This window comes from Erwinia psychrophila (genome assembly GCF_039023475.1).
Lineage (GTDB): Bacteria > Pseudomonadota > Gammaproteobacteria > Enterobacterales > Enterobacteriaceae > Erwinia.
Map to the genome: position 1 here is coordinate 198,793 of NZ_JBCHVB010000001.1, position 22,782 is coordinate 221,574.

At 52.4% G+C, this 22,782-nt stretch carries 17 protein-coding genes, 2 tRNA genes and 1 pseudogene; 13 read left to right on the forward strand and 7 right to left on the reverse strand.

Annotated elements, in window-relative coordinates; translation table 11 throughout:
* Positions 1 to 77 precede the first annotated feature (77 nt).
* The 3 genes and pseudogenes from AAH446_RS00950 to AAH446_RS19715 form a co-directional block, all read left to right on the forward strand.
* Positions 78 to 629: an NAD(P)H nitroreductase gene (locus AAH446_RS00950; RefSeq protein ID WP_342904858.1), complete on the forward strand. Its 552-nt coding sequence runs from the start codon at positions 78 to 80 to the stop codon at positions 627 to 629.
* Between the two features lie 235 nt (positions 630 to 864).
* A complete protein-coding gene (locus AAH446_RS00955) occupies positions 865 to 2,787 on the forward strand; it encodes a DNA topoisomerase III (RefSeq protein WP_342904859.1) in 1,923 nt (640 codons plus the stop codon).
* 188 nt (positions 2,788 to 2,975) lie between these two features.
* Positions 2,976 to 3,206: pseudogene (locus tag AAH446_RS19715) on the forward strand (DUF1496 domain-containing protein); the annotation flags it as partial.
* Between the two features lie 50 nt (positions 3,207 to 3,256).
* On the opposite strand, the gene xthA reads toward AAH446_RS19715, so the two are convergent.
* The 5 genes from xthA to AAH446_RS00985 all read right to left on the reverse strand — a co-directional run bounded on the left by xthA (position 3,257) and on the right by AAH446_RS00985 (position 6,516).
* Positions 3,257 to 4,063 (reverse strand): exodeoxyribonuclease III, encoded by an 807-nt coding sequence (gene xthA / locus AAH446_RS00965; RefSeq protein WP_342904860.1) that lies wholly within the window; start codon positions 4,061 to 4,063, stop codon positions 3,257 to 3,259.
* A 453-nt stretch (positions 4,064 to 4,516) separates the two neighbouring features.
* Positions 4,517 to 4,601: transfer RNA gene (locus tag AAH446_RS00970), tRNA-Tyr, on the reverse strand.
* Positions 4,602 to 4,931: 330 nt separating this feature from the next.
* A tRNA-Tyr gene (locus AAH446_RS00975) sits at positions 4,932 to 5,016 on the reverse strand.
* A gap of 146 nt (positions 5,017 to 5,162) precedes the next feature.
* On the reverse strand, positions 5,163 to 6,011 hold the full coding sequence (gene purU, locus AAH446_RS00980; RefSeq protein WP_342904861.1) for a formyltetrahydrofolate deformylase: 849 nt from the start codon (positions 6,009 to 6,011) through the stop codon (positions 5,163 to 5,165).
* 46 nt (positions 6,012 to 6,057) lie between these two features.
* A complete protein-coding gene (locus AAH446_RS00985) occupies positions 6,058 to 6,516 on the reverse strand; it encodes a YchJ family protein (protein ID WP_342904862.1) in 459 nt (152 codons plus the stop codon).
* Positions 6,517 to 6,621: 105 nt separating this feature from the next.
* On the opposite strand from AAH446_RS00985, the gene rssA reads away from it, so the two are divergent.
* The 5 genes from rssA to AAH446_RS01010 all read left to right on the forward strand — a co-directional run bounded on the left by rssA (position 6,622) and on the right by AAH446_RS01010 (position 12,129).
* Entirely contained in the window at positions 6,622 to 7,548 is a 927-nt protein-coding gene (rssA, locus tag AAH446_RS00990; RefSeq protein ID WP_342904863.1) for a patatin-like phospholipase RssA, read from the forward strand.
* Positions 7,549 to 7,624: 76 nt separating this feature from the next.
* The gene (gene rssB / locus AAH446_RS00995) at positions 7,625 to 8,638 is read left to right on the forward strand and encodes a two-component system response regulator RssB (RefSeq protein WP_342904864.1); all 1,014 of its coding nucleotides are present in this window, start codon (positions 7,625 to 7,627) and stop codon (positions 8,636 to 8,638) included.
* A gap of 194 nt (positions 8,639 to 8,832) precedes the next feature.
* Positions 8,833 to 9,741, forward strand: coding sequence for a UTP--glucose-1-phosphate uridylyltransferase GalU (galU, locus tag AAH446_RS01000; RefSeq protein WP_342904865.1), 909 nt, complete (start codon positions 8,833 to 8,835; stop codon positions 9,739 to 9,741).
* A gap of 26 nt (positions 9,742 to 9,767) precedes the next feature.
* Complete coding sequence (locus AAH446_RS01005) at positions 9,768 to 11,111, forward strand: UDP-glucose dehydrogenase family protein (RefSeq protein WP_342904866.1); 1,344 nt, start codon at positions 9,768 to 9,770, stop codon at positions 11,109 to 11,111.
* Positions 11,112 to 11,121: 10 nt separating this feature from the next.
* Positions 11,122 to 12,129 (forward strand): NAD-dependent epimerase, encoded by a 1,008-nt coding sequence (locus tag AAH446_RS01010; RefSeq protein ID WP_342904867.1) that lies wholly within the window; start codon positions 11,122 to 11,124, stop codon positions 12,127 to 12,129.
* A gap of 130 nt (positions 12,130 to 12,259) precedes the next feature.
* Here AAH446_RS01010 and hns read toward each other — a convergent pair whose 3' ends face one another.
* Positions 12,260 to 12,667 (reverse strand): histone-like nucleoid-structuring protein H-NS, encoded by a 408-nt coding sequence (hns, locus tag AAH446_RS01015; RefSeq protein ID WP_342904868.1) that lies wholly within the window; start codon positions 12,665 to 12,667, stop codon positions 12,260 to 12,262.
* Positions 12,668 to 13,159: 492 nt separating this feature from the next.
* Here hns and tdk point away from each other — a divergent pair, with 492 nt between their 5' ends.
* The gene (tdk, locus tag AAH446_RS01020; RefSeq protein ID WP_342904869.1) at positions 13,160 to 13,780 is read left to right on the forward strand and encodes a thymidine kinase; all 621 of its coding nucleotides are present in this window, start codon (positions 13,160 to 13,162) and stop codon (positions 13,778 to 13,780) included.
* A gap of 126 nt (positions 13,781 to 13,906) precedes the next feature.
* On the opposite strand, the gene adhE is transcribed toward tdk, so the two are convergent.
* Positions 13,907 to 16,591, reverse strand: a complete 2,685-nt coding sequence (gene adhE, locus AAH446_RS01025; protein ID WP_342904870.1) for a bifunctional acetaldehyde-CoA/alcohol dehydrogenase — start codon at positions 16,589 to 16,591, stop codon at positions 13,907 to 13,909.
* A gap of 485 nt (positions 16,592 to 17,076) precedes the next feature.
* Between adhE and AAH446_RS01030 the strand changes: the two genes are divergently transcribed.
* From AAH446_RS01030 to oppB, 4 genes are all read left to right on the forward strand, one after another.
* The gene (locus AAH446_RS01030) at positions 17,077 to 17,724 is read left to right on the forward strand and encodes a YchE family NAAT transporter (RefSeq protein WP_342904871.1); all 648 of its coding nucleotides are present in this window, start codon (positions 17,077 to 17,079) and stop codon (positions 17,722 to 17,724) included.
* A gap of 613 nt (positions 17,725 to 18,337) precedes the next feature.
* Entirely contained in the window at positions 18,338 to 19,972 is a 1,635-nt protein-coding gene (locus tag AAH446_RS01035; RefSeq protein ID WP_342904872.1) for an ABC transporter substrate-binding protein, read from the forward strand.
* A gap of 162 nt (positions 19,973 to 20,134) precedes the next feature.
* Positions 20,135 to 21,766, forward strand: coding sequence for an oligopeptide ABC transporter substrate-binding protein OppA (gene oppA / locus AAH446_RS01040; protein ID WP_342904873.1), 1,632 nt, complete (start codon positions 20,135 to 20,137; stop codon positions 21,764 to 21,766).
* A gap of 83 nt (positions 21,767 to 21,849) precedes the next feature.
* The gene (gene oppB / locus AAH446_RS01045) at positions 21,850 to 22,770 is read left to right on the forward strand and encodes an oligopeptide ABC transporter permease OppB (RefSeq protein ID WP_342904874.1); all 921 of its coding nucleotides are present in this window, start codon (positions 21,850 to 21,852) and stop codon (positions 22,768 to 22,770) included.
* Positions 22,771 to 22,782 lie beyond the last annotated feature (12 nt).

Below are 22,782 nucleotides of genomic sequence, written 5' to 3' on the forward strand. Positions count from 1 at the left end.
GAAAAAGCGTTATGCTGTAACAAATCATCATCCTGTGCTAGCTTCAGCTCACTGAAACGCGTTATCAGGAGAGTAAAATGGACGCACTGGACTTAGTGGTTAACCGACGTTCTGCATCCCGTTTAGCTGAGCCCGCACCGGCTGGCGAGGCGCTGGAAAATATCCTTCGTGCCGGTATGCGGGCCCCCGATCACGGCACGCTGCAGCCGTGGCGCTTTACGGTCATTGAAGAGGCGGGACGCGAGCGTTTCAGCCAGCTTCTGGAAAGCGCCGCGCGTCAGGATCAGATGGACGAAAAGGCCATTGAAAAAGCAAAACAGTCGCCATTCCGTGCGCCGATGATCATTACCGTGGTGGCCCATTGCCAGGAAAATCATAAGGTACCGCGCTGGGAGCAGGTCGTCTCCGCAGGCTGCGCAGTGATGGCGATGCAGATGGCCGCTCTGGCCCAGGGCTTTAACGGTATCTGGCGCAGCGGCGCCTGGACGGAGCATCCTGCCGTGCGGGAAGCCTTCCACTGCCGGGAACAGGATGCCATCGTGGGGTTTCTCTATCTCGGTACGCCGCAGCTGAAGTCGCATACCACGGTACTTCCGCCCGACACCACGCCTTTTGTCCGTTATTTTTAGCTGACGCCAGTTCCACCGGAGTAAGAGAAAGCGCACCGCACCGCAATTTGTCGCGATAATGAGCGAACGGAAAGGAAAAAGGGAACGCGCTCTTACTCCTGCTTGTCCAAAACGCTACCATGATGGCGGAACCAGCCTGTCTGCCTGTTGCAGACGATAGTTCTCCTTCCTGACCGACCGGGTCAGGGAGCGGACTTTACAGGCCATTGTTAGCTGAGCAGGAAGTGACCTCCGGATGCGTTTGTTTATTGCAGAAAAACCGAGCCTGGCCCGCGCTATCGCGGACGTTCTACCGAAACCGCACCGGCGGGGAGACGGCTATATCGCCTGTGGCACCGACCACATGGTAACCTGGTGCGTGGGCCACCTTCTGGAACAGGCCCAGCCGGACAGCTATAACAGCCGCTATGCGCGCTGGGCGCTGGCGGATCTGCCGATAGTGCCGGAAAAGTGGCGGCTACAGCCCCGGCCCTCAGTCGCTAAGCAGCTGAACGTGATCAAAAAGCTGCTGGAGCAGGCGACGGAAGTCATCCATGCCGGAGACCCGGATCGCGAAGGGCAGCTGCTGGTGGACGAGGTGCTGGATTACCTTGATTTGCCTGCCGCGAAGCGGGAAAAAGTTCAGCGCTGTCTGATTAACGATCTCAATCCCCAGGCGGTGGAGCGGGCGGTGGGCCGGCTACGGGAAAACCGCGAGTTTATCCCGCTCTGCGTATCGGCGCTGGCGCGAGCCCGTGCTGACTGGCTTTACGGCATCAATATGACCCGGGCTTATACGCTACTGGGCCGCAATGCCGGTTACGACGGCGTGCTCTCCGTGGGCAGGGTACAGACGCCGGTACTGGGCATGGTAGTGCGGCGTGATGAAGAGATCGAAAACTTCATCCCCAAAGACTTCTTTGAGGTTAAAGCGCATATTGTCACGCAGCAGCAGGAGCGCTTTGTGGCCCAGTGGCAGCCCAGCGACTCCTGCGAGCCTTATCAGGATGAAGAGGGACGTTTGCTGCATCGTCCGCTGGCTGAGCATGTGGTGGCGCGTATTGGCGGTCAGCCTGCCATGGTTACCAGCTACAATGATAAACGCGAGAATGAGACGGCACCGCTGCCATTTTCGCTCTCAAGTCTGCAAATAGAAGCAGCTAAGCGCTTTGGGCTTAGTGCGCAGACCGTGCTGGATACCTGCCAGAAACTGTATGAAACGCATAAGCTTATCACCTATCCGCGCTCCGACAGTCGCTATCTGCCGGAAGAACATTATGCCGGTCGCCATGCGGTACTGAACGCCATTAACGCCCATCAGCCCGACCTGACGCCGCCGGGGGATTTCAATCCCGATCGCAAAAACCGCTGCTGGGATGATAAAAAGGTAGATGCGCACCACGCTATTGTGCCAACGGCGCGCAGTAGCAGCATCCGGCTTACTGAGAACGAAAGCAGTATTTACCGCCTCATCGCCACCCAGTATCTGATGCAGTTCTGCCCGGATGCGGTTTATCGTAAATGCGTGATTGAAACAGAAATAGCCGGCGGTAAATTTGTGGCGAAAGCCCGCTTTCTGGCTGAAGCGGGCTGGCGTGCGCTGCTCGGCAGTAAGGAGCGCGATGAAGAAAACGACGGAACGCCGCTGCCGGTGGTGACCAAAGGGGATGAACTCCTGTGCGAGCGCGGCGAAGTGGTGGAGAAGCAAACCCAGCCGCCCCGGCCCTTCACCGACGCCACCATCCTTTCCGCCATGACCGGCATCGCCCGCTTTGTGCAGGATAAAGCATTAAAGAAAGTCCTCCGTGCGACCGATGGTTTAGGGACAGAGGCAACGCGCGCCGGGATCATTGAATTGTTATTCAAGCGCGCCTTTTTAATTAAAAAAGGGCGCTATATTCATGCCACTCCCGCCGGGCGGGCGCTGATACATTCGCTGCCCGAAATGGCGGCGCGTCCCGATATGACCGCCCACTGGGAGTCCACGCTGACCAAAATCAGTGAAAAGCAGTGCCGCTACCAGGATTTTATGATGCCGCTGGTAGAAACGTTGCATACTCTGATAGAACAGGCGAGGCAGCAGCCTGCCGCGCACGCGTTCCGTGGTCTCCCCGCAGCGGCTCAGGGTAAAAAACCGAAACCGCGACGCAGGGCGTCAAAGGCAAAGGAAACTGAGTGATGAAAAGAACGTCAATAGGCGTGTTGATTGCCGCTTCGCTTTTATGCGGCCAGGCGCTGGCGGAGGGGCAGTCTCTGCATGTCGGCAGTACTACGCAGAGTACCGCGCAAACGCAGCACTCCTCCGGGGGGCACTATCAGCGTGACCGCGATCGCGGTCAGGGCCACGGCGACGGATATGACAACGTCCCTGACACGGGCAATGATGGCTATAACGCGGACGTTGTGGTCGATTTGCCCCCTGAAGCATGGAGCAAAGGAGGAAGCGGCAATCAGAAGCCCTGCCTGCGCTGTTGTACCTATGAAAACCGCAGCTATACGGAAGGGTCGGTGGTGAAGATGGAGGGCGTGCTGCTTCAGTGCCGGCGTGATGAACAATCCATTGGCACAAACAATCTGATCTGGCAAATAGTTAAGTAAGACCGGGAGTCAGGCTTAAACCTGACTCCGTTCATTTTCAGGCGTTGTATTCAGAGACTAAACTCTGCCCAGACGGGGGCGTGATCGGACGGTTTTTCCATGCTGCGGATCTCATAATCGATCCCCGTTGCCACACAGCGTTCTGCGAGCGGCTGGCTGGCCAGCAGCAAATCTATCCGCAGGCCACGGTTATCGTCGAAGCCCTTCGAGCGATAGTCAAACCAGGAAAAACGGTCGTTCACGTCGCTGTTCTGCGCGCGCCAGGTATCCACCAGACCCCAGCTGAGCAGGCGATCCATCCATTCCCGCTCTTCAGGCAAAAATGAACACTTTCCGGTGCGCAGCCAGCGCTTACGGCTCTCTTCACCGATGCCGATGTCTGAGTCGGTTGAGCTGATATTCATATCACCCATAATCAGCATCGGGTTATTCGCTTTCTGCTCCTGCTCAAGGTAATTTTGCAAATCGCGATAAAACTTCTCCTTGGCCGGGAATTTGGTCGGGTGCTCACGGCTCTCGCCCTGTGGAAAGTAGCCATTAATCACCGTGATATTGCCAACCGGGCTGGCGATATCCGCCATAATCAGGCGACGCTGCGCATCTTCGTCATCGCCGGGAAAGCCGCGGCGCACCATAACAGGCTGGGTTTTGGTGAGCAAAGCCACGCCGTAATGACCTTTCTGTCCGTGATAGAAAACGTTGTAACCCAGTTTCGCCACCGATTCGAGCGGAAACATATCATCATGAACCTTCGTTTCCTGCAGGCCGATAACGTCCGGCTGGTGCCGATCGATAATCGCTTCAAGTTGATGGGGTCGGGCGCGCAGCCCGTTGATATTAAAAGAAAGAAATTTCATTGCGCAGGCCATTTCAGGTAGAGAATTTAGCGCGGATGGTAGCAGAGTTTACCCCTAAAAGTCATCTTCCCCTCTGTTACCGCGGTCAGGTGCTTCTCAGGCTTCGCGGCAGGAAGAGGGCAGGTCGTGAGGTTATCAATAACGGAAAGGGGATGCTGAAGTAGACACCGTGCGCGAAGGATTCACGTCGCTTTGCTCCGTGCCCTGCGGGTCAAACCTTCGGGGTCGAAGCTTCTCATCCTCCCCCGTGGGGAATATGGCAGAGGGTGTTTTGATTGAGGTTTGGAGTAGAACTGAAATGGTGTGTTGCTGAAGTTGGCACCGTACAGGAAGGATTCACGTCGCTTTGCGCCGTGTCCTGCGGATCAAACCTTCGGGGTCGAAGCTTCTCATCCTCCCCCGTGGGGAATTTGAAAAATTGTGCCTCAACGCTGGACAAACCGAAGTCTGAAATGGTGGTGGGGGAAGGATTCGAACCTTCGAAGTCGATGACGGCAGATTTACAGTCTGCTCCCTTTGGCCGCTCGGGAACCCCACCAGGGGAAGCGTACTACTTGTTTAGTGCTGGTGCCTGAGAGCTACACCGTGCAGGAAGGATTCACGTCGCTTTGCGCCGTGCCCTGCGGGTCAAACCTTCGAGGTCGAAGCTTCTCATCCTTCCCCGTGGGGAATCTGAAAAAATGTGCTTCAACGCCGGACAAACCGAAGTCTGTAATGGTGGTGCCTGAAAGCGACACCGTGCAGGAAGGATTCACGTCGCTTTGCTCCGTGCCCTGCGGGTCAAACCTTCGAGGTCGAAGCTTCTCATCCTTCCCCGTGGGGAATCTGAAAAAATGTGCTTCAACGCCGGACAAACCGAAGTCTGTAATGGTGGTGGGGGAAGGATTCGAACCTTCGAAGTCGATGACGGCAGATTTACAGTCTGCTCCCTTTGGCCGCTCGGGAACCCCACCACTACTGGCCTTGCTCTGTGCTGTTAAGCGGGGCGCATCATACCAAATCGAGTGAGGCTGTAAAGCCCGCGCTGGCCATAAATCAATTGTTTGCCGGTTTTTTACGCGGACTGCTGGTTTGTCAGCCAAACCAGCAGAGTGCACCTTCAGAGAATAATAGTGCGGTTGCCATAAACGAATACCCGCTGCGCAAGCACCTTGTAAAGCGCGCGGCTCAACGCATTTTTTTCAACGTCCCGGCCCGCCCGCATCATATCTTCTGCGGTGTAGGTATGATCGACATGAATGACATCCTGCATAATGATAGGGCCTTCATCCAGATTGTCGTTCACGTAGTGCGCAGTGGCGCCAATAATCTTCACGCCACGTTCATAGGCCTGATGATAAGGACGCGCGCCGATAAATGCAGGCAGGAACGAGTGGTGAATATTGATAATCTGGTTCGGGTAACGCTGCACGAAAGCGGGCGTCAGGACACGCATATATTTGGCCAGCACGACATAATCTGGCTGAAAGCGGTCAATTTCCACAGCCATATTATTATCATGCTCTTCGCGCGTCAGGCCTTCGTGGCTGGCCAGGATGAACGGGATATCAAAGCGTTCAACCAGGGTACGCAGCGTTTCATGGTTGCCAATCACGGCCGCAATCTCAACGTCGAGGCCGCCATAAGCGCTTTTCATCAGCAGATCGCCAAGGCAGTGCGCCTCTTTCGTTACCAGGATCACAATGCGGCGGCGTCCTGCGGAATTCAGTTCGCGCACGGATCCTGCCGGCAGCGCGCTGTCCAGATCTGCCAGCAGCGTCGTATCGTTAAAAATCCCTTCGAGCTCGGTGCGCATAAAAAAACGCCCGGTGCGATGATCGACAAATTCATTGTTCTGCACGATATTGAGTTCGTGCTTGTAACAAATATTGGTGATTTTGGCGATCAGCCCTTTAGCGTCCGGGCAGATGGTTCTTAATACTTTTCTTTGCGGGGTTTGCGCTTGCATTGCAATGGTAATCCTGTTGAAGCCATTAATAGGGTAATAAGGGTCATTACTGACCACAGCATTTCTTGAATTTTTTGCCGGAGCCGCATGGGCACCGATCGTTACGCCCTGTCTCGGGGTAGGTTCCGTCAATATAATACCAGCGTTGCTCCTCACGAAGAAAGCGGGAACGTTCGTGAATAAACCCCTCCCGCCCATTTTCAGCGAAACGCGCAAAAAATGTCACAAATCCTTCAGGCTTAATTTCTGGCGTTTCAGTCTCAATTATTTGTAGACTTAACCAGCGGGTTGAAGAGAAGCTTTCAGTAAGACTGTCGCGGAAGCGCTCTGCCTGGCAGGAAGGATGCCAGGTGCCGATAAGATAATCAGCATCCTGCTTCGCATAACCGCAATAGCGAGATCGCATCAGCGCTTCAGGTGTATCAGGAATTGCCTCTCCCTTTAGGTAGGGGTGGCAACATAGGCTATACTCCAGTCCGCTACAGCAGGGGCAAGGGTCAGACACGATGGCTCCGGAAAGTATAAAAAAACGGATAAAGTAGTTGGGCATCATGGTAACCGAGCGGCCGGAATGATGCCATTTGAAAGTTTTAAGCATGCCAGAGGTGGAATGAGACAAGTTAAAATTGGACTGGCACTAGGATCGGGTGCGGCAAAGGGATGGGCGCATATTGGCGTAATAAATGCGCTTGAGCGGGCTGGCATTAAGGTGGATGTTGTGGCGGGTTGTTCCGTTGGCGCACTGGTTGGGGCCGCCTACGCCAGCGATCGCCTGCCGCTGATGGAAAGTTGGGTACGTTCCTTTGGCTACTGGGATGTCATTCGTCTGATGGACTTTTCATGGCGGCGCGGTGGACTGCTGCGGGGTGAGCGGGTTTTCAATCACATCCGTCGCCTGGTCACTCATGAACGTATCGAACAGTGCACTTTACCTTTTGGCGCCGTGGCAACAAACCTCAGTACCGGCCGGGAGCTTTGGCTCACCGACGGCGATCTTCACCAGGCCATACGTGCCTCATGCAGTATGCCCGGCCTGCTGGCCCCGGTAGCCTGGAACGGTTACTGGCTGGTGGACGGCGCGGTCGTCAATCCTGTTCCTGTCTCTCTTACCCGGGCGCTCGGCGCCGATATCGTTATCGCCGTCGATCTTCAGCATGATGCACACCTCATGCAGCAGGATCTTTTCTCCGTCACGCCCGACAGCGAAGAGCCTGCCCCGGCCGAAGTCGTGACCAGCTGGGGAGGGCGGATTCGTAACAGTCTTGCCCGGGTGGCACAGCGAAAGATCAATCAAAGCCCCGGCGCGATGGAAATCATGACCACCTCTATCCAGGTGCTTGAAAATCGTCTCAAGCGAAATCGCATGGCTGGCGATCCGCCAGACGTGCTGATTCAGCCCTTCTGCCCGCAGATCTCTACGCTGGATTTCCATCGCGCGGAAGAGGCGATCGAAGCTGGACGGCTTGCCGTTGAGAAAAAAATGGATGAATTGCTGCCACTGGCAGGCCATAAGCCTTTGCCGGGAAGAGAAAAATGAGAGTTAAGGCAATTCTGACAGGCACGATTGAGGTTTATAGGCCACTATTGTGTAATCTGATGTACAAGGGGGGATAATGGACAAGCCATTAAGCGGGAAACAGATTCTGATCGTTGAAGACGAAGTCGTTTTCCGCTCATTGCTGGATAATTTCCTTAGCGCGCTCGGCGCGACCATTACTCTGGCGGATGATGGCATTCAGGCTCTGGAAAGGTTAACGCATCTCACCCCCGAACTGATCATTTGCGATCTTGCCATGCCCAGAATGAACGGGTTAAAGCTGGTTGAGCATCTCCGCAGTAAGGGCAGTGGTATTCCTGTTCTGGTTATTTCCGCTACCGAAAACATGGCCGATATTGCGCAGGTATTGCGCCTTGGCGTCCAGGATGTGCTGCTGAAGCCGCTCAAAGATCTGGGACGCCTGCGTGAGGCTGTCTATGAATGTCTCTATCCTTCCATGTTTACTTCTAAAGTTGAGGAGGATGAGCAGCTCTTCCAGGACTGGGATGCGCTGGTACGCGATCCTCAGGCAGCCGCAAAACTGCTTAAGCAGCTTCAGCCGCCCGTACAGCAGGTTATCGCTAACTGCCGGATAAACTATCGCCAGTTGACCACCGCCGAGCAACCCGGCCTGGTGCTGGATGTGGCAGCCCTGTCTGAGAAAGATCTCGCTTTTTACTGCCTCGATGTTACCCGCGCCGGCGATAATGGCGTCCTGGCGGCTCTTCTGCTTCGCGCATTATTTAATGGTCTGCTACAGGATCAATTGTCTGGTCAGGCTCAGCGCCTGCCGGAATTAAATGGTTTGCTTAAACAGGTTAATCTTCTTTTACGTCAGGCTAATCTGAAGGGACAGTTTCCTTTATTGGTCGGTTACTACCATCAGGGATTAAAAAATCTGATTCTTGTTTCCGCCGGCTTAAATGCCACGCTTAACGTCAATACCCATCAAATACAGCTCAGTAATGGCGTACCGCTTGGCACGCTGGGCAGTACGCATCTTAATCAAATAAGCCAGCGTTGCGACGCCTGGCAATGTCAGGTGTGGGGCGCTGGCGGCAGGCTGCGCCTGATGTTGTCCACGGATTAACCGAACCGCGTTTTTTTTATAACGGCATCCCGCAGACAGGGCCAGAGTTAGGCTTTACACTTGGGTAATAGTCTTAAATTATACTGAAATGATTCAACCAGGATAATTCCGTCCGGGTTGAACTGGTATACTCACTTCGTTTTTTAATCGACATATCAAGTAATAACTTGAACGGCCTAAAGAGAGGTACTTTGATGTCTACCTATAAGTCCAAAGTAAAAAAAGCGGTAATCCCTGTAGCTGGTCTGGGCACGCGTATGCTGCCAGCAACAAAAGCGATTCCAAAAGAGATGTTGCCGCTGGTTGATAAGCCGTTAATTCAGTATGTCGTTAACGAGTGTATCGCCGCAGGCATTAACGAGATTGTGCTGGTAACGCACTCCTCTAAAAACGCCATTGAAAACCACTTCGATACCAGCTTTGAACTGGAATCTATGCTGGAGAAACGCGTTAAGCGTCAGCTGCTGGAAGAGATCCAGTCTATCTGTCCTCCACACGTCACCATCATGCAGGTCCGTCAGGGTCTGGCAAAAGGCCTGGGCCACGCCGTTATGTGTGCTTACCCGGTTGTTGGTAACGAGCCTTTCGCCGTTATCCTGCCAGACGTTATCATCGATGAATATGAGTCAAACCTGGCGAAAGATAACCTTGCCGATATGATGCGTCGCTTTGATGAAACCGGTCACAGCCAGATTATGGTTGAGCCAGTAGCCGATGTGACCGCTTATGGCGTGGTGGATTGCCAGGGCGCAGAACTGAACGCGGGTGAAAGTGCGCCAATGGTAGGCGTAGTAGAGAAGCCTAAAGCCGACAAGGCGCCTTCTAACCTGGCAGTAGTGGGACGTTATGTTCTCTCTGCTGATATCTGGCCTCTGCTGGCGAAAACGCCTCCGGGCGCCGGTGATGAAATTCAGCTGACTGACTCTATCGCAATGCTGATGGATAAAGAAACCGTTGAAGCTTACCACCTGAAAGGCATAAGCCACGACTGCGGTAACAAACTGGGCTATATGCAGGCCTTCGTTGAGTATGGCGTACGCCATAACACGCTGGGCAGCGATTTCAAAGAGTGGCTTGACGCTACTGTTGGCAATAAAAAGTAAGTTTAATTTCTAACCGGGACAACTCAATGAAAGTCACCGTATTTGGTATCGGCTATGTGGGTCTGGTACAGGCGGCTGTTTTAGCCGAAGTCGGACATGACGTTCTTTGCATCGATGTCGACGAAAATAAAGTCGAGAATCTGAAGAAAGGGATCATTCCAATTTTTGAACCGGGCCTGACGCCGCTGGTGATGCAGAACTATGAGGCCGGGCGTCTGAAATTTTCCACCGTAGCGGAAGATGGCGTCAACCACGGCACCATGCAGTTTATCGCTGTAGGAACGCCGCCGGATGAAGACGGCTCTGCGGATCTGAAATATGTTACCGCCGTAGCCCGTACTATCGCACAGCACATGAATGAACATAAAGTGGTGATCGATAAGTCCACTGTTCCAGTCGGCACCGCCGATCGTGTCCGTGCCGTAATGGAAGAGACGCTGAAGGCGCGCGGCGCTGACATCGCCTTTGACGTGGTTTCTAACCCGGAATTCCTGAAGGAAGGTGCGGCGGTCAGCGACTGTATGCGTCCTGAACGTATTGTGGTTGGTACCGACAATGATGACGTGGTTGAGCTGCTGCGCGAGCTTTATGAGCCGTTCAACCGCAATCACGATCGTATGATCCTGATGGATATCCGTAGCGCGGAGCTGACCAAGTATGCGGCAAACTGCATGCTGGCAACGAAAATCAGCTTTATGAATGAGATCTCTAACCTGGCTGAGCGCCTGGGTGCGGATGTTGAGAAGGTACGTCAGGGCATCGGTTCTGATTCCCGTATCGGCTACTCATTCATCTATCCAGGCTGCGGTTATGGCGGTTCCTGCTTCCCGAAAGATGTTCAGGCGCTGATCCGCACAGCGGAACAGATTGGCTACAAGCCACGTCTGTTACAGGCTGTGGAAGATGTCAATGACTCGCAGAAAACCAAGCTGCCTGACTTCATCAAGCGTCATTTTGGCGACGATCTTAAAGGCAAAACCTTTGCGCTGTGGGGGCTTTCCTTTAAGCCGAACACGGATGACATGCGTGAAGCATCCAGCCGCGTGCTGATGGAATCCCTCTGGCAGGCTGGTGCCTCCGTTCAGGCTTTCGATCCGGAAGCGATGGATGAAGCGCAGCGTATCTATGGTCACCGCAGCGATCTTAAGCTGATGGGCACCAAAGAAGCAGCACTGCAGGGCGCAGATGGCCTGGTCATCTGTACAGAATGGCAGAATTTCCGCGCACCGGATTTCGACGTCATTAAAAATGCTCTGAAAGAACCCGTGATTTTTGATGGTCGTAACCTGTATGATCCAGAAAGAGTCAGCAAACGCGGTTTTGTTTATTATGCAATCGGCCGCGGAGCTTCTATAAAATTGCATAATTAACGAGGGCAGTATGAAATATCTGGTTACCGGCGCAGCAGGATTTATCGGGTTTCACGTAACGGAACGCCTGCTGGCTGCCGGTCACCAGGTTGTCGGTATCGACAACCTGAATGATTATTACGATGTTAACCTCAAAACAGCCCGCCTTGCGCTTATTGAGTCCCATTCAGCCTTTCAGTTTATTAAAATCGATCTTGCCGACCGTGAAGGTATCGCCCATCTTTTCCGTGAACAGGGATTTGACCGGGTTATTCATCTTGGCGCTCAGGCCGGCGTACGCTATTCGCTGGAGAATCCTTTAGCCTATGCGGATGCCAACCTGATCGGGCATCTGAATATTCTTGAAGGGTGCCGGCATAATCATATTGGTCACCTGCTCTACGCCTCCTCCAGTTCGGTATACGGCCTCAACCGTAAAATGCCGTTCTCCACGGAAGACTCTGTGGATCACCCGGTTTCTCTTTATGCCGCCACGAAGAAAGCCAATGAGCTGATGTCCCATACCTATTCTCATCTTTATGGTATTCCCACCACCGGCCTGCGGTTCTTTACCGTTTATGGTCCGTGGGGAAGGCCGGATATGGCGCTGTTTAAATTCACTAAGGCGATTATTGCCGGTGAGAAAATAGACGTTTATAACCAGGGTCAGATGCGCCGCGATTTTACCTATATTGATGATATCGCCGAAGCTATTTTCCGTCTTCAGGATGTGATTCCACAGCCGGACGCAGAATGGACGGTCGAACAGGGCAGCCCGGCCACCAGCTCTGCGCCTTATCGTGTTTATAATATCGGCAACAGTCAGCCGGTGACGCTGATGCGCTATATTGAGGCGCTGGAGAACGCGCTGGGAATGCAAGCCGATAAAAATATGCTGCCCATGCAGCCGGGCGACGTACTGGAGACCAGTGCTGATACCACTGCGCTCTATGAGGCAACAGGATTTAAGCCGCAGACGGGAGTGGAAGAGGGTATCGCTAACTTTGTTAGCTGGTATCGCGAATTCTATCAGGTCTGAGCCACTGAGCGGATACACCAGAAAAAGGGAAGCCGCTGTGCTTCCTTTTTTAATTCACGCTTATCTTAAACGGGATAAATAAAAAACCCCATTACAGGAATGGGGAATTTTCTGAAGCACTGAACTGCAGTTACAGCAGGAAATCGTCCAGCTGCTTACCTTCTTCTTCAATGGCTTTCTTGATCACCGCTGGCGTACGGCCCTGACCGGTCCAGGTTCTGGCTTCGCCGTTTTCGTCGGTATATTTATATTTGGCCGGACGGGCAGCGCGCTTGGTTTTACCCGGCGCTTTAGCGGCGGCAAGCGTGGACAGCAGTTCGTTAGGGTCGATGCCATCAGCAATCAGCATTTCGCGATATTGCTGTAATTTACGGACGCGTTCTTCGTTCTCTGCCTGTGCGTGGCTCTCTTCTTCACGACGTTCATTAACCACAACTTCCAGTTTTTCCAGCATCTCTTCCAGCGTTTCCAGAGTACACTCTCTGGCCTGTGCGCGCAGGGTACGGATGTTGTTCAAAATTTTAAGTGCTTCGCTCATTATCTAAATCTCAAAATTATAAAAGTGGGGGGATGTTCTGCCTGATAATAATAGGGTGAGGGAATAAGAACTGCAATAGGTAATTTTAAAAGATGAATTGCATTATCCTGATAACAGCGCCACTTCGCCCTTATTAACAGGGTGATTCTCAGAATTTTGCAGGAATATGCTCTATTAGCGTTAAGCGTAATGCATTAGCATTTCGCTTAAAAATGAGAAAATTAGGACAGCAGAAGCGCACGTTACCAATTCATTAACACAGACTAACCTTCAGAAAATCCACCGGATATTAGCCGCGTCGGCGCCACTTTTGTATCATAAAATGCGAAACTCGCAACAGTTATAATGCAATCTATTGTAAAAGCAAAAAACAGCCCAGGATTGCCCGGTAACGGTGGTCGAACATTTGCATGACGGCGCCCTCATCTGTCTGGCCCGTTGTGATACACTCCGGAAAATCCTGTTGCAAACTTATACCTGGAGTTGATGCTGATGGCTCAGCTGTATTTCTATTATTCGGCAATGAATGCCGGAAAATCCACCGCATTGTTGCAGTCTTCTTATAACTATCAGGAGCGCGGAATGCGCACGCTGGTCTTCACCGCCGAGTTAGATAACCGTTTCGGCACGGGTAAAGTCAGCTCGCGAATTGGACTTTCATCTCCAGCAAAATTGTATAATAACGAGAGTTCACTGTTTAATGAGATAAGCACGGAACATCAGCTGGAACCGGTACACTGTGTGCTGGTTGATGAATGCCAGTTCCTGACGCGGGAGCAGGTTAAAGCATTATCTGACGTTGTGGATTTCCTCGATATCCCGGTGCTTTGCTATGGATTACGCACTGATTTCCAGGGCGAGTTATTCAGCGGGAGCCACTATTTACTGGCCTGGGCGGATAAGCTGGTGGAATTAAAAACCGTGTGCCACTGCGGCCGGAAAGCGGGAATGGTATTGAGGCTGGACAGTAACGGTGCACCTTTTAAAGAGGGCGAACAGGTCGTGATAGGCGGGAATGAACGCTACGTCTCCGTTTGCCGTAAGCATTACAAAGAAGCATTAGAACAGGGATCGTTACGGGCTATTCATGGCGAGCATGGGCTCAGTGAGTAAGAATGGCAGGTACGCTTCGCAATGAACGTTCTGCCTGCTTTTTATACAGCGGTTCATAAGATTTTTTAAATATTCCGTCATAAAAAAACCCGCCTTCCGGCGGGTTTTGATTTGATTTGCTTTAATTTACTTCTTCACTTTCTTTTCTGTTTTTTTCACTTCCACCGGCTGAGCGGCAATCGCTTCGGCAACGTTGGCAAAGGGTTCGGTAAATTCGCGTCCGTAGAAGGTGTCCAGCATGATCTGTTTCAGTTCTGCAATCAGCGGATAGCGCGGGTTTGCACCGGTACACTGATCGTCAAAGGCATCATCTGCCAGCTTGTCAACCTTCGCCAGGAAGTCCGCTTCCTGCACGCCTGCTTCGCGAATAGATTTTGGAATGCCCAGCTCAGATTTCATCTCCTCAAGCCATGCCAGCAGCTTCTCAATTTTCTGTGCGGTGCGGTCGCCAGGCGCGCTCAGGCGCAGATGGTCTGCCACTTCAGCGTAGCGGCGACGGGCCTGTGGGCGGTCGTACTGGCTGAAGGCGGTCTGCTTGGTCGGGTTGTCATTAGCGTTATAGCGAATGACGTTGCTGATCAGCAGGGCGTTGGCGAGGCCGTGCGGAATATGGAACTCCGAACCCAGCTTGTGCGCCATTGAGTGACAGACGCCCAGGAAGGCGTTGGCAAACGCAATACCGGCGATGGTGGCTGCATTATGTACGCGCTCACGGGCAACCGGGTTTTTCGCTCCTTCGCGGTAGCTCGCCGGCAGGTTTTCCTGAAGCAGTTTCAGCGCCTGGAGCGCCTGGCCGTCGGAGTACTCATTCGCCAGAACGGAGACGTAAGCTTCCAGCGCGTGGGTTACCGCATCGAGGCCGCCGAAAGCACAGAGTGACTTCGGCATATTCATCACCAGGTTGGCGTCCACGATAGCCATATCAGGCGTCAGCGCATAATCAGCCAGCGGATATTTCTGACCGGTGGCATCATCGGTTACTACCGCAAATGGCGTGACTTCAGAGCCGGTTCCGGAGGTGGTGGTGATAGCGATCATTTTCGCTTTCACGCCCATTTTCGGAAATTTATAGATACGTTTACGGATATCCATAAAGCGCAGCGCCAGCTCTTCAAAGTGGGTTTCCGGATGTTCATACATCACCCACATAATTTTAGCTGCATCCATTGGAGAGCCGCCGCCAAGCGCAATAATGACATCCGGCTTAAAGGAATTCATCTGCTCGGCACCTTTGCGCACGATGCTCAGCGTTGGGTCAGCTTCTACCTCAAAGAACACTTCCGTTTCGATGCCGTGTGATTTGAGTACGGAAACAATCTGATCGGCATAGCCGTTGTTGAACAGATACCTGTCGGTAACGATAAAGGCGCGTTTCGCTCCATCGGTAGCCACTTCTTCCATGGCAATCGGCAGTGAACCGCGGCGGAAGTAAATGGACTTTGGAAGTTTATGCCACAACATATTCTCTGCTCGCTTGGCCACGGTTTTCTTGTTGATCAGGTGCTTAGGTCCGACGTTTTCAGAAATGGAGTTACCGCCCCATGAACCACAGCCCAGCGTCAGTGAAGGCGCCAGTTTAAAGTTGTAGAGGTCGCCAATACCGCCCTGAGACGCCGGTGTGTTGATCAGAATACGGGCAGTTTTCATCTTGTCGCCGAAATAGTTCACGCGCTCGCGCTCATTATCCTGGTCAGTATAAAGACAAGAGGTGTGGCCGATACCGCCCATCGCGACCAGTTTTTCAGCTTTGCTGACGGCATCTTCGAAGTCTTTCGCCCGGTACATGGCGAGGGTAGGGGAGAGTTTCTCGTGGGCGAAAGGTTCAGTTTCATCCACCAGTTTTACTTCGCCGATCAGGATCTTGGTGTCGCCGGGTACTTTGATACCGGCCATCTCAGCAATTTTCACCGCTGGCTGACCGACGATGGCAGCGTTAAGCCCGCCATTTTTCAGAATAATATTCTGAACGGCTTTAAGCTCCTCGCCCTGTAACATATAGCCACCGTGGCTGGCAAAGCGCTCACGGACTGCATCATAGGCAGAATCCACGACAATCACGGACTGTTCAGAGGCGCAGATAACGCCGTTATCGAAAGTCTTGGACATCAGAATTGAGGCAACGGCGCGTTTGATATCGGCAGTGTCATCGATAACGACCGGCGTATTGCCCGCGCCAACGCCGATAGCAGGTTTACCTGAGCTATAGGCCGCTTTCACCATGCCCGGTCCACCTGTCGCCAGAATCAGATTGATGTCCGGATGGTGCATCAGCTGATTAGATAGCTCGACGGAAGGGACGTCAATCCAGCCGATGATATCTTTTGGCGCGCCCGCCGCGATAGCAGCCTGAAGCACAATATCAGCCGCCTTATTGGTCGCATCTTTCGCACGAGGATGCGGCGAGAAGATAATGCCGTTACGGGTTTTCAGGCTGATAAGCGCTTTGAAGATGGCGGTAGAAGTGGGGTTAGTGGTAGGGACAATACCGCAAATCAGGCCGGTTGGTTCGGCAATAGTGATGGTGCCGAAAGTATCATCGGTATCAAGGATACCGCAGGTTTTTTCATCTTTATAAGCGTTGTAGATATATTCGGAAGCGAAGTGGTTTTTAATTACCTTATCTTCGACAATACCCATACCTGACTCCGCAACGGCCATTTTAGCCAGCGGGATACGGGCATCAGCGGCGGCGAGAGCCGCAGCACGGAAAATTTTGTCAACCTGTTCTTGAGTGAAATTGGCGTATTCTCGCTGGGCTTGTTTTACACGTTCAACCAGTGCGTTGAGTTCAGCAACATTTGTAACGGCCATAATACTCTCCTGATGGAAGTTAAACTCTATTAGTAAACAAGTCTGAACCTATGAGTATAGTCACGCGATGTTATGCTGTAGTTAAATCGTCGTGGCAGTTCACCGCTTTACAAACTTGCGTTACAGGTTTACTGAAAGAGTCTTCGCTTTACTCCAGTTGGTTGGAGAGAGCAGCGACTTTACACTTCCTTTTGATGACGCCAGCTTACCCATAATGAGGTAAGCAATGATTGATTTAGATCAACTTTCACCCAAGCTGACACCTTTCAGCCGCACGTTTTGCGCGCTTTCTGACAATTTCTGAAAACCGGGAAGATGCTAAGGAGCGGTAGGTGAGCCAAACTGCCACCCGGAAGTATTATTGTGGCGGATTATGCTGGAGGTACGACATAAAACCAGGCAAAAATCCGGTGGCTTACGATGGTAAGCGTAACGCTTTTGCATTAAATTAGCGGCCAGAAAACCAGCCCGCTCAGGAGCGTATTGTGAACCCGGCTATATTAGATCTTTCCGGATATATTAAATTTTTCGTCGGGCTTTTTGCCCTGGTGAATCCGGTAGGGATCATCCCCGTTTTTATCAGCATGACCAGCTACCAGGCGGCTGCAGCCCGTAATAAAACCAATATGACCGCCAATCTCTCCGTGGCGATTATTCTCTGGACGTCGCTTTTCCTGGGTGATGCGATTCTGCATATATTTGGCATCTCAATTGATTCCTTCCGCATTGCGGGCGGTATCCTGGTCGTGACCATTGCGATGTCGATGATCAGCGGCAAACTGGGAGAGGACAAACAGAACAAGCAGGAAAAGTCAGAAACGGCGATCCGTGAAAGCATTGGCGTGGTGCCGCTGGCGCTGCCGCTGATGGCCGGGCCTGGCGCGATCAGCTCAACGATTGTCTGGAGCACGCGCTACCACAGCTGGCTAAATCTGCTCGGTTTCAGCCTCGCCATTGCCCTGTTTGCTTTTTGCTGCTGGCTGCTCTTCCGGGCCGCCCCACTGATGGTCCGGCTGCTGGGGCAAACCGGCATTAACGTGATTACGCGAATTATGGGGCTACTGCTTATGGCGCTGGGCATCGAATTTGTGGTGACCGGGATCAGGGCGCTGTTTCCCGGCCTGGTGAATTAACTCACCTCATATCACGCCTGAAATTATAAAAAATAAGCGCAGATTCTGCGCTTTTTTTTTAGCTGAGGTAAAGCATGGCACCATTAAGGTGCATTTAAGGCTTTTTATGAATTTATTTGGTGCAATCATTCGGCAAACTTAAGGAGGCTACGGCATTATTAATGTAACTACTGTAATTACGCCTGATTTCAACAACTAAACGCAAAATGTTATTTTAATCACATTGTTGAAATAGGTCAGCTTATGAGGTTTGTGGCAGAAGTGTTCAGCCTGGAAAGCCTTTATAGTGGATCATTCTGCACTACAAAAGTTAACGCCTATTTTGCCAGTTTTGTGAAGTCGATCGCTCTGTGGATTGTGTAATCTCTCGCCTTTTTGATGTTAATCAATTGAAAATCAGCAGGATGGCGATTAATTCAGCATGTTAAATAACGCTTCTGATTGTCAGCAGCTCGTGATAAAAGAGAATTAGTTAACATTTTTGGTTCACCGCTTTGACGTAAAAAGCAGCAGTCTGATAACGTCTCGCTTTTCAGTGAAGAATTGGCACCGGATATGCAAAAGTGTCTCAGCTTTTACCGTTCCGGTTTCTTAATAAGGTTACTCACGCTTAATGAAACATAATACGCAGTGCTGTTTACGTCTCAGTAAAGTCGTTGTAGCTATTACAGGACTTATGGCCAGCTATTCGTTTGCCGCCACGGTGCCAGAAGGGGTCGGCCTGGCCACCAGCCAGTCTGTCGTCATCAATAACGGCAGCGAAGTTTCTTCTCTTGACCCACAGAAAATCGAAGGCGTTCCGGAATCTAATATCATTCTTAATCTGCTGGAAGGGCTGGTGACCACCGATAATAATGGTCGTCTGGTGCCCGGCGTCGCCGAAAGCTGGCGCAATCAGCAGGGAAAAATCTGGACCTTTACCCTGCGTGATAACGCAAAATGGAGCAACGGCGAGCCCGTTACCGCCAGCGACTTTGTTTACAGCTGGCAGCGATTAGTGGATCCGGCAACCGCATCCCCTTACGCCAGCTATCTTCAGTATGCGCATGTCGTGAACATCGATGCCATTCTGGCGGGCAAGCTGCCGCCTTCCGCACTTGGCGTGAAGGCGCTGGACGATCGCCGCTTTCAGGTTACGCTCAGCCAGCCTGTTCCCTATTTTGCTGCGCTGGCGGCCCATACTTCGCTGAAGCCGGTCAATCGTCACGCCGTGGAAAAGTGGGGCGACCGCTGGACGCAGCCCGATCATTATGTCGGCAACGGGGCATATACCCTCAGCGACTGGGTTATTAATGAGAAAATTGTCCTGCAGCGCAGCCCAAACTACTGGGATAACGGCAGTACCGTCATTGATAAGGCCACTTTCCTGCCGATTACCTCCGAAGCCAGCGATGTTAACCGCTATCGCAGCGGCGAAATTGATATTACTAACAGCGCGCTGCCGCCGGAACGTTTTCCCACCCTGAAGAAAACGCTGGGTGACCAGGTACGTATCAGCCCGCTGCTCTGCACTTTTTACTATGAACTGAACAATAAACGTCCTCCTTTTAACGATCCGCGCGTGCGGACAGCGGTGAAGCTGACGCTGGATCGCGACATTATCACTGAGAAAGTGATGGGACAGGGACAGATCCCCGCAGGTAACTTCACGCCACCTTTCATTAATGGCGGAACTTCCACGCAGCCAGACTGGATGGCGCTGACGCAGCCTGAAAGAAATGACGTGGCCAGAAAACTGCTTGAAGAAGCAGGCTATACGCGTGATAAACCGCTGCGCTTCACGCTTTTGTATAACACTTCTGACGTAAACAAAAAGCAGGCGATTGCCGCGGCCTCATTGTGGAAATCGAACTTAGGGGCCAATGTCTCGCTGGATAATCAGGAGTGGAAAACGATGCTGGATACGCGTCGTCAGGGGGATTTCGACATGGCCCGCGCCACCTGGTGCTCAGATTATAATGAGCCTTCCACGTTCCTGAACGCCATGTTGAGTACTTCCACCAACAACACCGCCTTCTATAAAAGCGAAAATTTTGACGCGCTGATGGCCCGTTCGCTGACGGTGCCCGATGCTGAGCGTGCGGCAGTTTATCAGCAGGCGGAGCAGCAGCTGGACAAGGACTCTGCCATCATACCGGTCTACTACCGCGTCAGCGCGCGCCTGGTAAAACCCTGGGTTGGTGGCTTTACCGGCAAAGATCCTCAGGATTTGACCGACCTGAAATATTTCTATATCAAAAAGCATTAAGGCCGGAGCTGCTTGTCCGGCGACAGCAGTAAAAAAAGATAGGGTAAAACCGCATTGACTCAGGGCGTCAACGTTCCGGCAAACTGAGGAAGAAACCCTGTAAAAGGGTGGCGCTAATGTCTTTGACCACATTGGCAATGATAAAACTGGAGTAGGTAAATAATGACCAACATCACGAAAAAGAGCCTGATCGCGCTCGGCGTTATGACCGCACTGGCGGGCAATCTGGCGGTGGCCGCTACGGTGCCGGCGGGCGTGGAACTGGCGGCCAAACAGGAGCTGGTTAAGGGTAACGGCGGGGAAGTTCAGTCGCTTGACCCGCACAAAATTGAAGGCGTGCCGGAATCCAACGTCAGCCGCGACCTGCTGGAAGGTCTGGTAATCAGCGATCTTCAGGGACATACCATCCCAGGCGTGGCAGAAAGCTGGGATAACAAAGACGGTAAGGTCTGGACTTTCCACCTGCGTAAAGATGCTAAATGGTCAAACGGCGAGCCGGTTACCGCTCAGGATTTCGTTTACAGCTGGCAGCGTCTTGCCGACCCTAAAACCGCTTCCCCTTATGCCAGCTACCTGCAATACGGCCACCTGGAAAATGTGGATGACATTATTACCGGGAAAAAAAGCCCCGATCAGCTGGGCGTAAAGGCGATTGATGAACACACGTTACAGGTCACGCTGAGCCAGTCCGTGCCTTACTTCTACAAGCTGCTGATCCACCCATCTATGTCACCGGTTTACAAACCGGCGATTGATAAAGCGGGTGATAAGTGGACGCAGCCCGCTAACTGGGTTGGTAACGGCGCCTTTAAATTACAGTCTCACATGATTAACGAGCGAATTGTGCTGGTGCGTAACCCTGAATATTGGGATAACGCTAATACCAAGCTGGACAAGGTGACCTTCCTGCCGATCTCCTCTGAAGTGAGCGATGTTAACCGCTACTTCAGCAGCGACGGCAGCGATATGACCTACAACAATATGCCGATCGAGCTGTTTAAAAAGCTGCAGCGTGAAAATCCGAAAGAGCTGCACGTTGATCCCTATCTCTGCACCTACTACTACGAGATCAACAACCAGAAGCCGCCTTTCAACGATCCGCGCGTCAGGGCTGCTCTGAAACTGGGTATCGATCGTGACATCATCGTCAACAAGGTTCTGGCCCAGGGTCAGATGCCGGCCTACAGCTATACCCCAACCGCCACCGACGGCGCCGATCTGACCAAGCCGGAGTGGTTCACCTGGACCCAGGCAAAACGTAACGAAGAAGCGAAAAAGCTGCTGGCCGAAGCGGGTTACACCAAGGATAATCCACTGACCTTCCAGCTGCTGTATAACACGTCTGACCTGCATAAAAAGCTCGCTATTGCCGCCACTTCCATCTGGAAGAAGAACCTTGGCGTGGATATCAAGCTTAACAACCAGGAGTGGAAAACCTTCCTCGATACGCGTCATCAGGGTAACTTCGACGTAGCCCGTGCGGGCTGGTGTGCGGATTATAACGAACCGACTTCGTTCCTGAATACCATGCTCTCTGACAGCAGCAACAACACCTCTCACTATAAATCGGCCGAGTTCGATAAAGTGATGGCCGCAGCGGCGGGTGCTGGCGATGAGAAAGCGCGTAGCGGCCTGTATGCCAAGGCTGAGCAGATCCTGGATAAAGACTCCGTGATTGTGCCGCTCTATTACTACGTTAACACCCGTCTGGTGAAACCTTACGTCGGTGGCTACACCGGTAAAGATCCGCTGGATAATGTCTACGACAAAAATCTCTACATCATCAAACATTAATGGCAAAAATGGGGGGAAGGGCAACCTTCCCCCAGCGTGTCTATTTTAAGCAGTGCTGAGGCACAAGCCAGCGGGTAAGGGCAATGTTAAAGTTTATTCTGCGTCGCGTTCTGGAAGCGATCCCGACGTTACTCATTCTGATCACCATCTCCTTCTTTATGATGCGTTTAGCACCGGGCAGTCCTTTTACCGGCGAGCGTACGCTGTCAGCAGAAGTGATGGCGAATATTGAAGCAAAATATCACCTGAACGATCCTATGTGGAAGCAGTACACCAATTATCTGGTGCAGCTGGCCCATGGCGATTTCGGTCCCTCTTTTAAATACAAAGACTATTCGGTCAACTATCTGGTGGGGCATGCCTTTCCGGTATCGGCCAAGCTCGGCCTCGCGGCCTTTGTCCTTGCGGTCGTGCTGGGCGTAACGGCGGGCGTCATCGCGGCGCTGAAGCAGAACACTAAGTGGGACTTTGCCGTAATGGGGGTGGCAATGACCGGGGTGGTCATACCGAGCTTTGTGGTGGCTCCGCTGCTGGTGCTGATCTTCGCCATCAGCCTGAAGTGGCTGCCCGGCGGTGGATGGAACGGTGGCCAGTTGAAATATATGATCCTGCCGATGGTCGCCCTTTCACTGGCCTATATTGCCAGCATTGCGCGTATCACGCGGGGTTCGATGATTGAGGTATTACACTCTAACTTCATTCGTACAGCCCGCGCCAAAGGGTTACCGATGCACCGCATTGTGCTGCGCCATGCGCTGAAGCCCGCCATGCTGCCGGTAATGTCTTACCTGGGGCCAGCTTTCGTCGGTATCATCACGGGCTCTATGGTCATTGAAACCATTTACGGACTGCCCGGCATCGGCCAGCTTTTCGTTAACGGTGCCCTGAACCGCGACTATTCACTGGTACTGAGCCTGACAATTCTGGTCGGCGTGCTGACTATTCTGTTTAATGCGATTGTTGACGTGCTTTATGCGGTCATCGATCCGAAAATTCGTTATTAAGACCGGAGCTCG

What these genes read in the sequence shown, in the direction of transcription:
- AAH446_RS01010 (WP_342904867.1), top strand. Translation starts at nt 11,122, where the DNA reads ATGAAATATCTGGTTACCGGCGCAGCAGGATTTATCGGGTTTCACGTA.
- AAH446_RS00950 (WP_342904858.1), top strand. Translation starts at nt 78, where the DNA reads ATGGACGCACTGGACTTAGTGGTTAACCGACGTTCTGCATCCCGTTTA.
- adhE (WP_342904870.1), bottom strand. Translation starts at nt 16,591, where the DNA reads ATGGCCGTTACAAATGTTGCTGAACTCAACGCACTGGTTGAACGTGTA.
- rssA (WP_342904863.1), top strand. Translation starts at nt 6,622, where the DNA reads ATGAGACAAGTTAAAATTGGACTGGCACTAGGATCGGGTGCGGCAAAG.
- tdk (WP_342904869.1), top strand. Translation starts at nt 13,160, where the DNA reads ATGGCTCAGCTGTATTTCTATTATTCGGCAATGAATGCCGGAAAATCC.
- rssB (WP_342904864.1), top strand. Translation starts at nt 7,625, where the DNA reads ATGGACAAGCCATTAAGCGGGAAACAGATTCTGATCGTTGAAGACGAA.
- AAH446_RS01005 (WP_342904866.1), top strand. Translation starts at nt 9,768, where the DNA reads ATGAAAGTCACCGTATTTGGTATCGGCTATGTGGGTCTGGTACAGGCG.
- AAH446_RS00955 (WP_342904859.1), top strand. Translation starts at nt 865, where the DNA reads ATGCGTTTGTTTATTGCAGAAAAACCGAGCCTGGCCCGCGCTATCGCG.
- xthA (WP_342904860.1), bottom strand. Translation starts at nt 4,063, where the DNA reads ATGAAATTTCTTTCTTTTAATATCAACGGGCTGCGCGCCCGACCCCAT.
- purU (WP_342904861.1), bottom strand. Translation starts at nt 6,011, where the DNA reads ATGCAAGCGCAAACCCCGCAAAGAAAAGTATTAAGAACCATCTGCCCG.
- galU (WP_342904865.1), top strand. Translation starts at nt 8,833, where the DNA reads ATGTCTACCTATAAGTCCAAAGTAAAAAAAGCGGTAATCCCTGTAGCT.
- oppA (WP_342904873.1), top strand. Translation starts at nt 20,135, where the DNA reads ATGACCAACATCACGAAAAAGAGCCTGATCGCGCTCGGCGTTATGACC.
- hns (WP_342904868.1), bottom strand. Translation starts at nt 12,667, where the DNA reads ATGAGCGAAGCACTTAAAATTTTGAACAACATCCGTACCCTGCGCGCA.
- AAH446_RS01035 (WP_342904872.1), top strand. Translation starts at nt 18,338, where the DNA reads ATGAAACATAATACGCAGTGCTGTTTACGTCTCAGTAAAGTCGTTGTA.
- oppB (WP_342904874.1), top strand. Translation starts at nt 21,850, where the DNA reads ATGTTAAAGTTTATTCTGCGTCGCGTTCTGGAAGCGATCCCGACGTTA.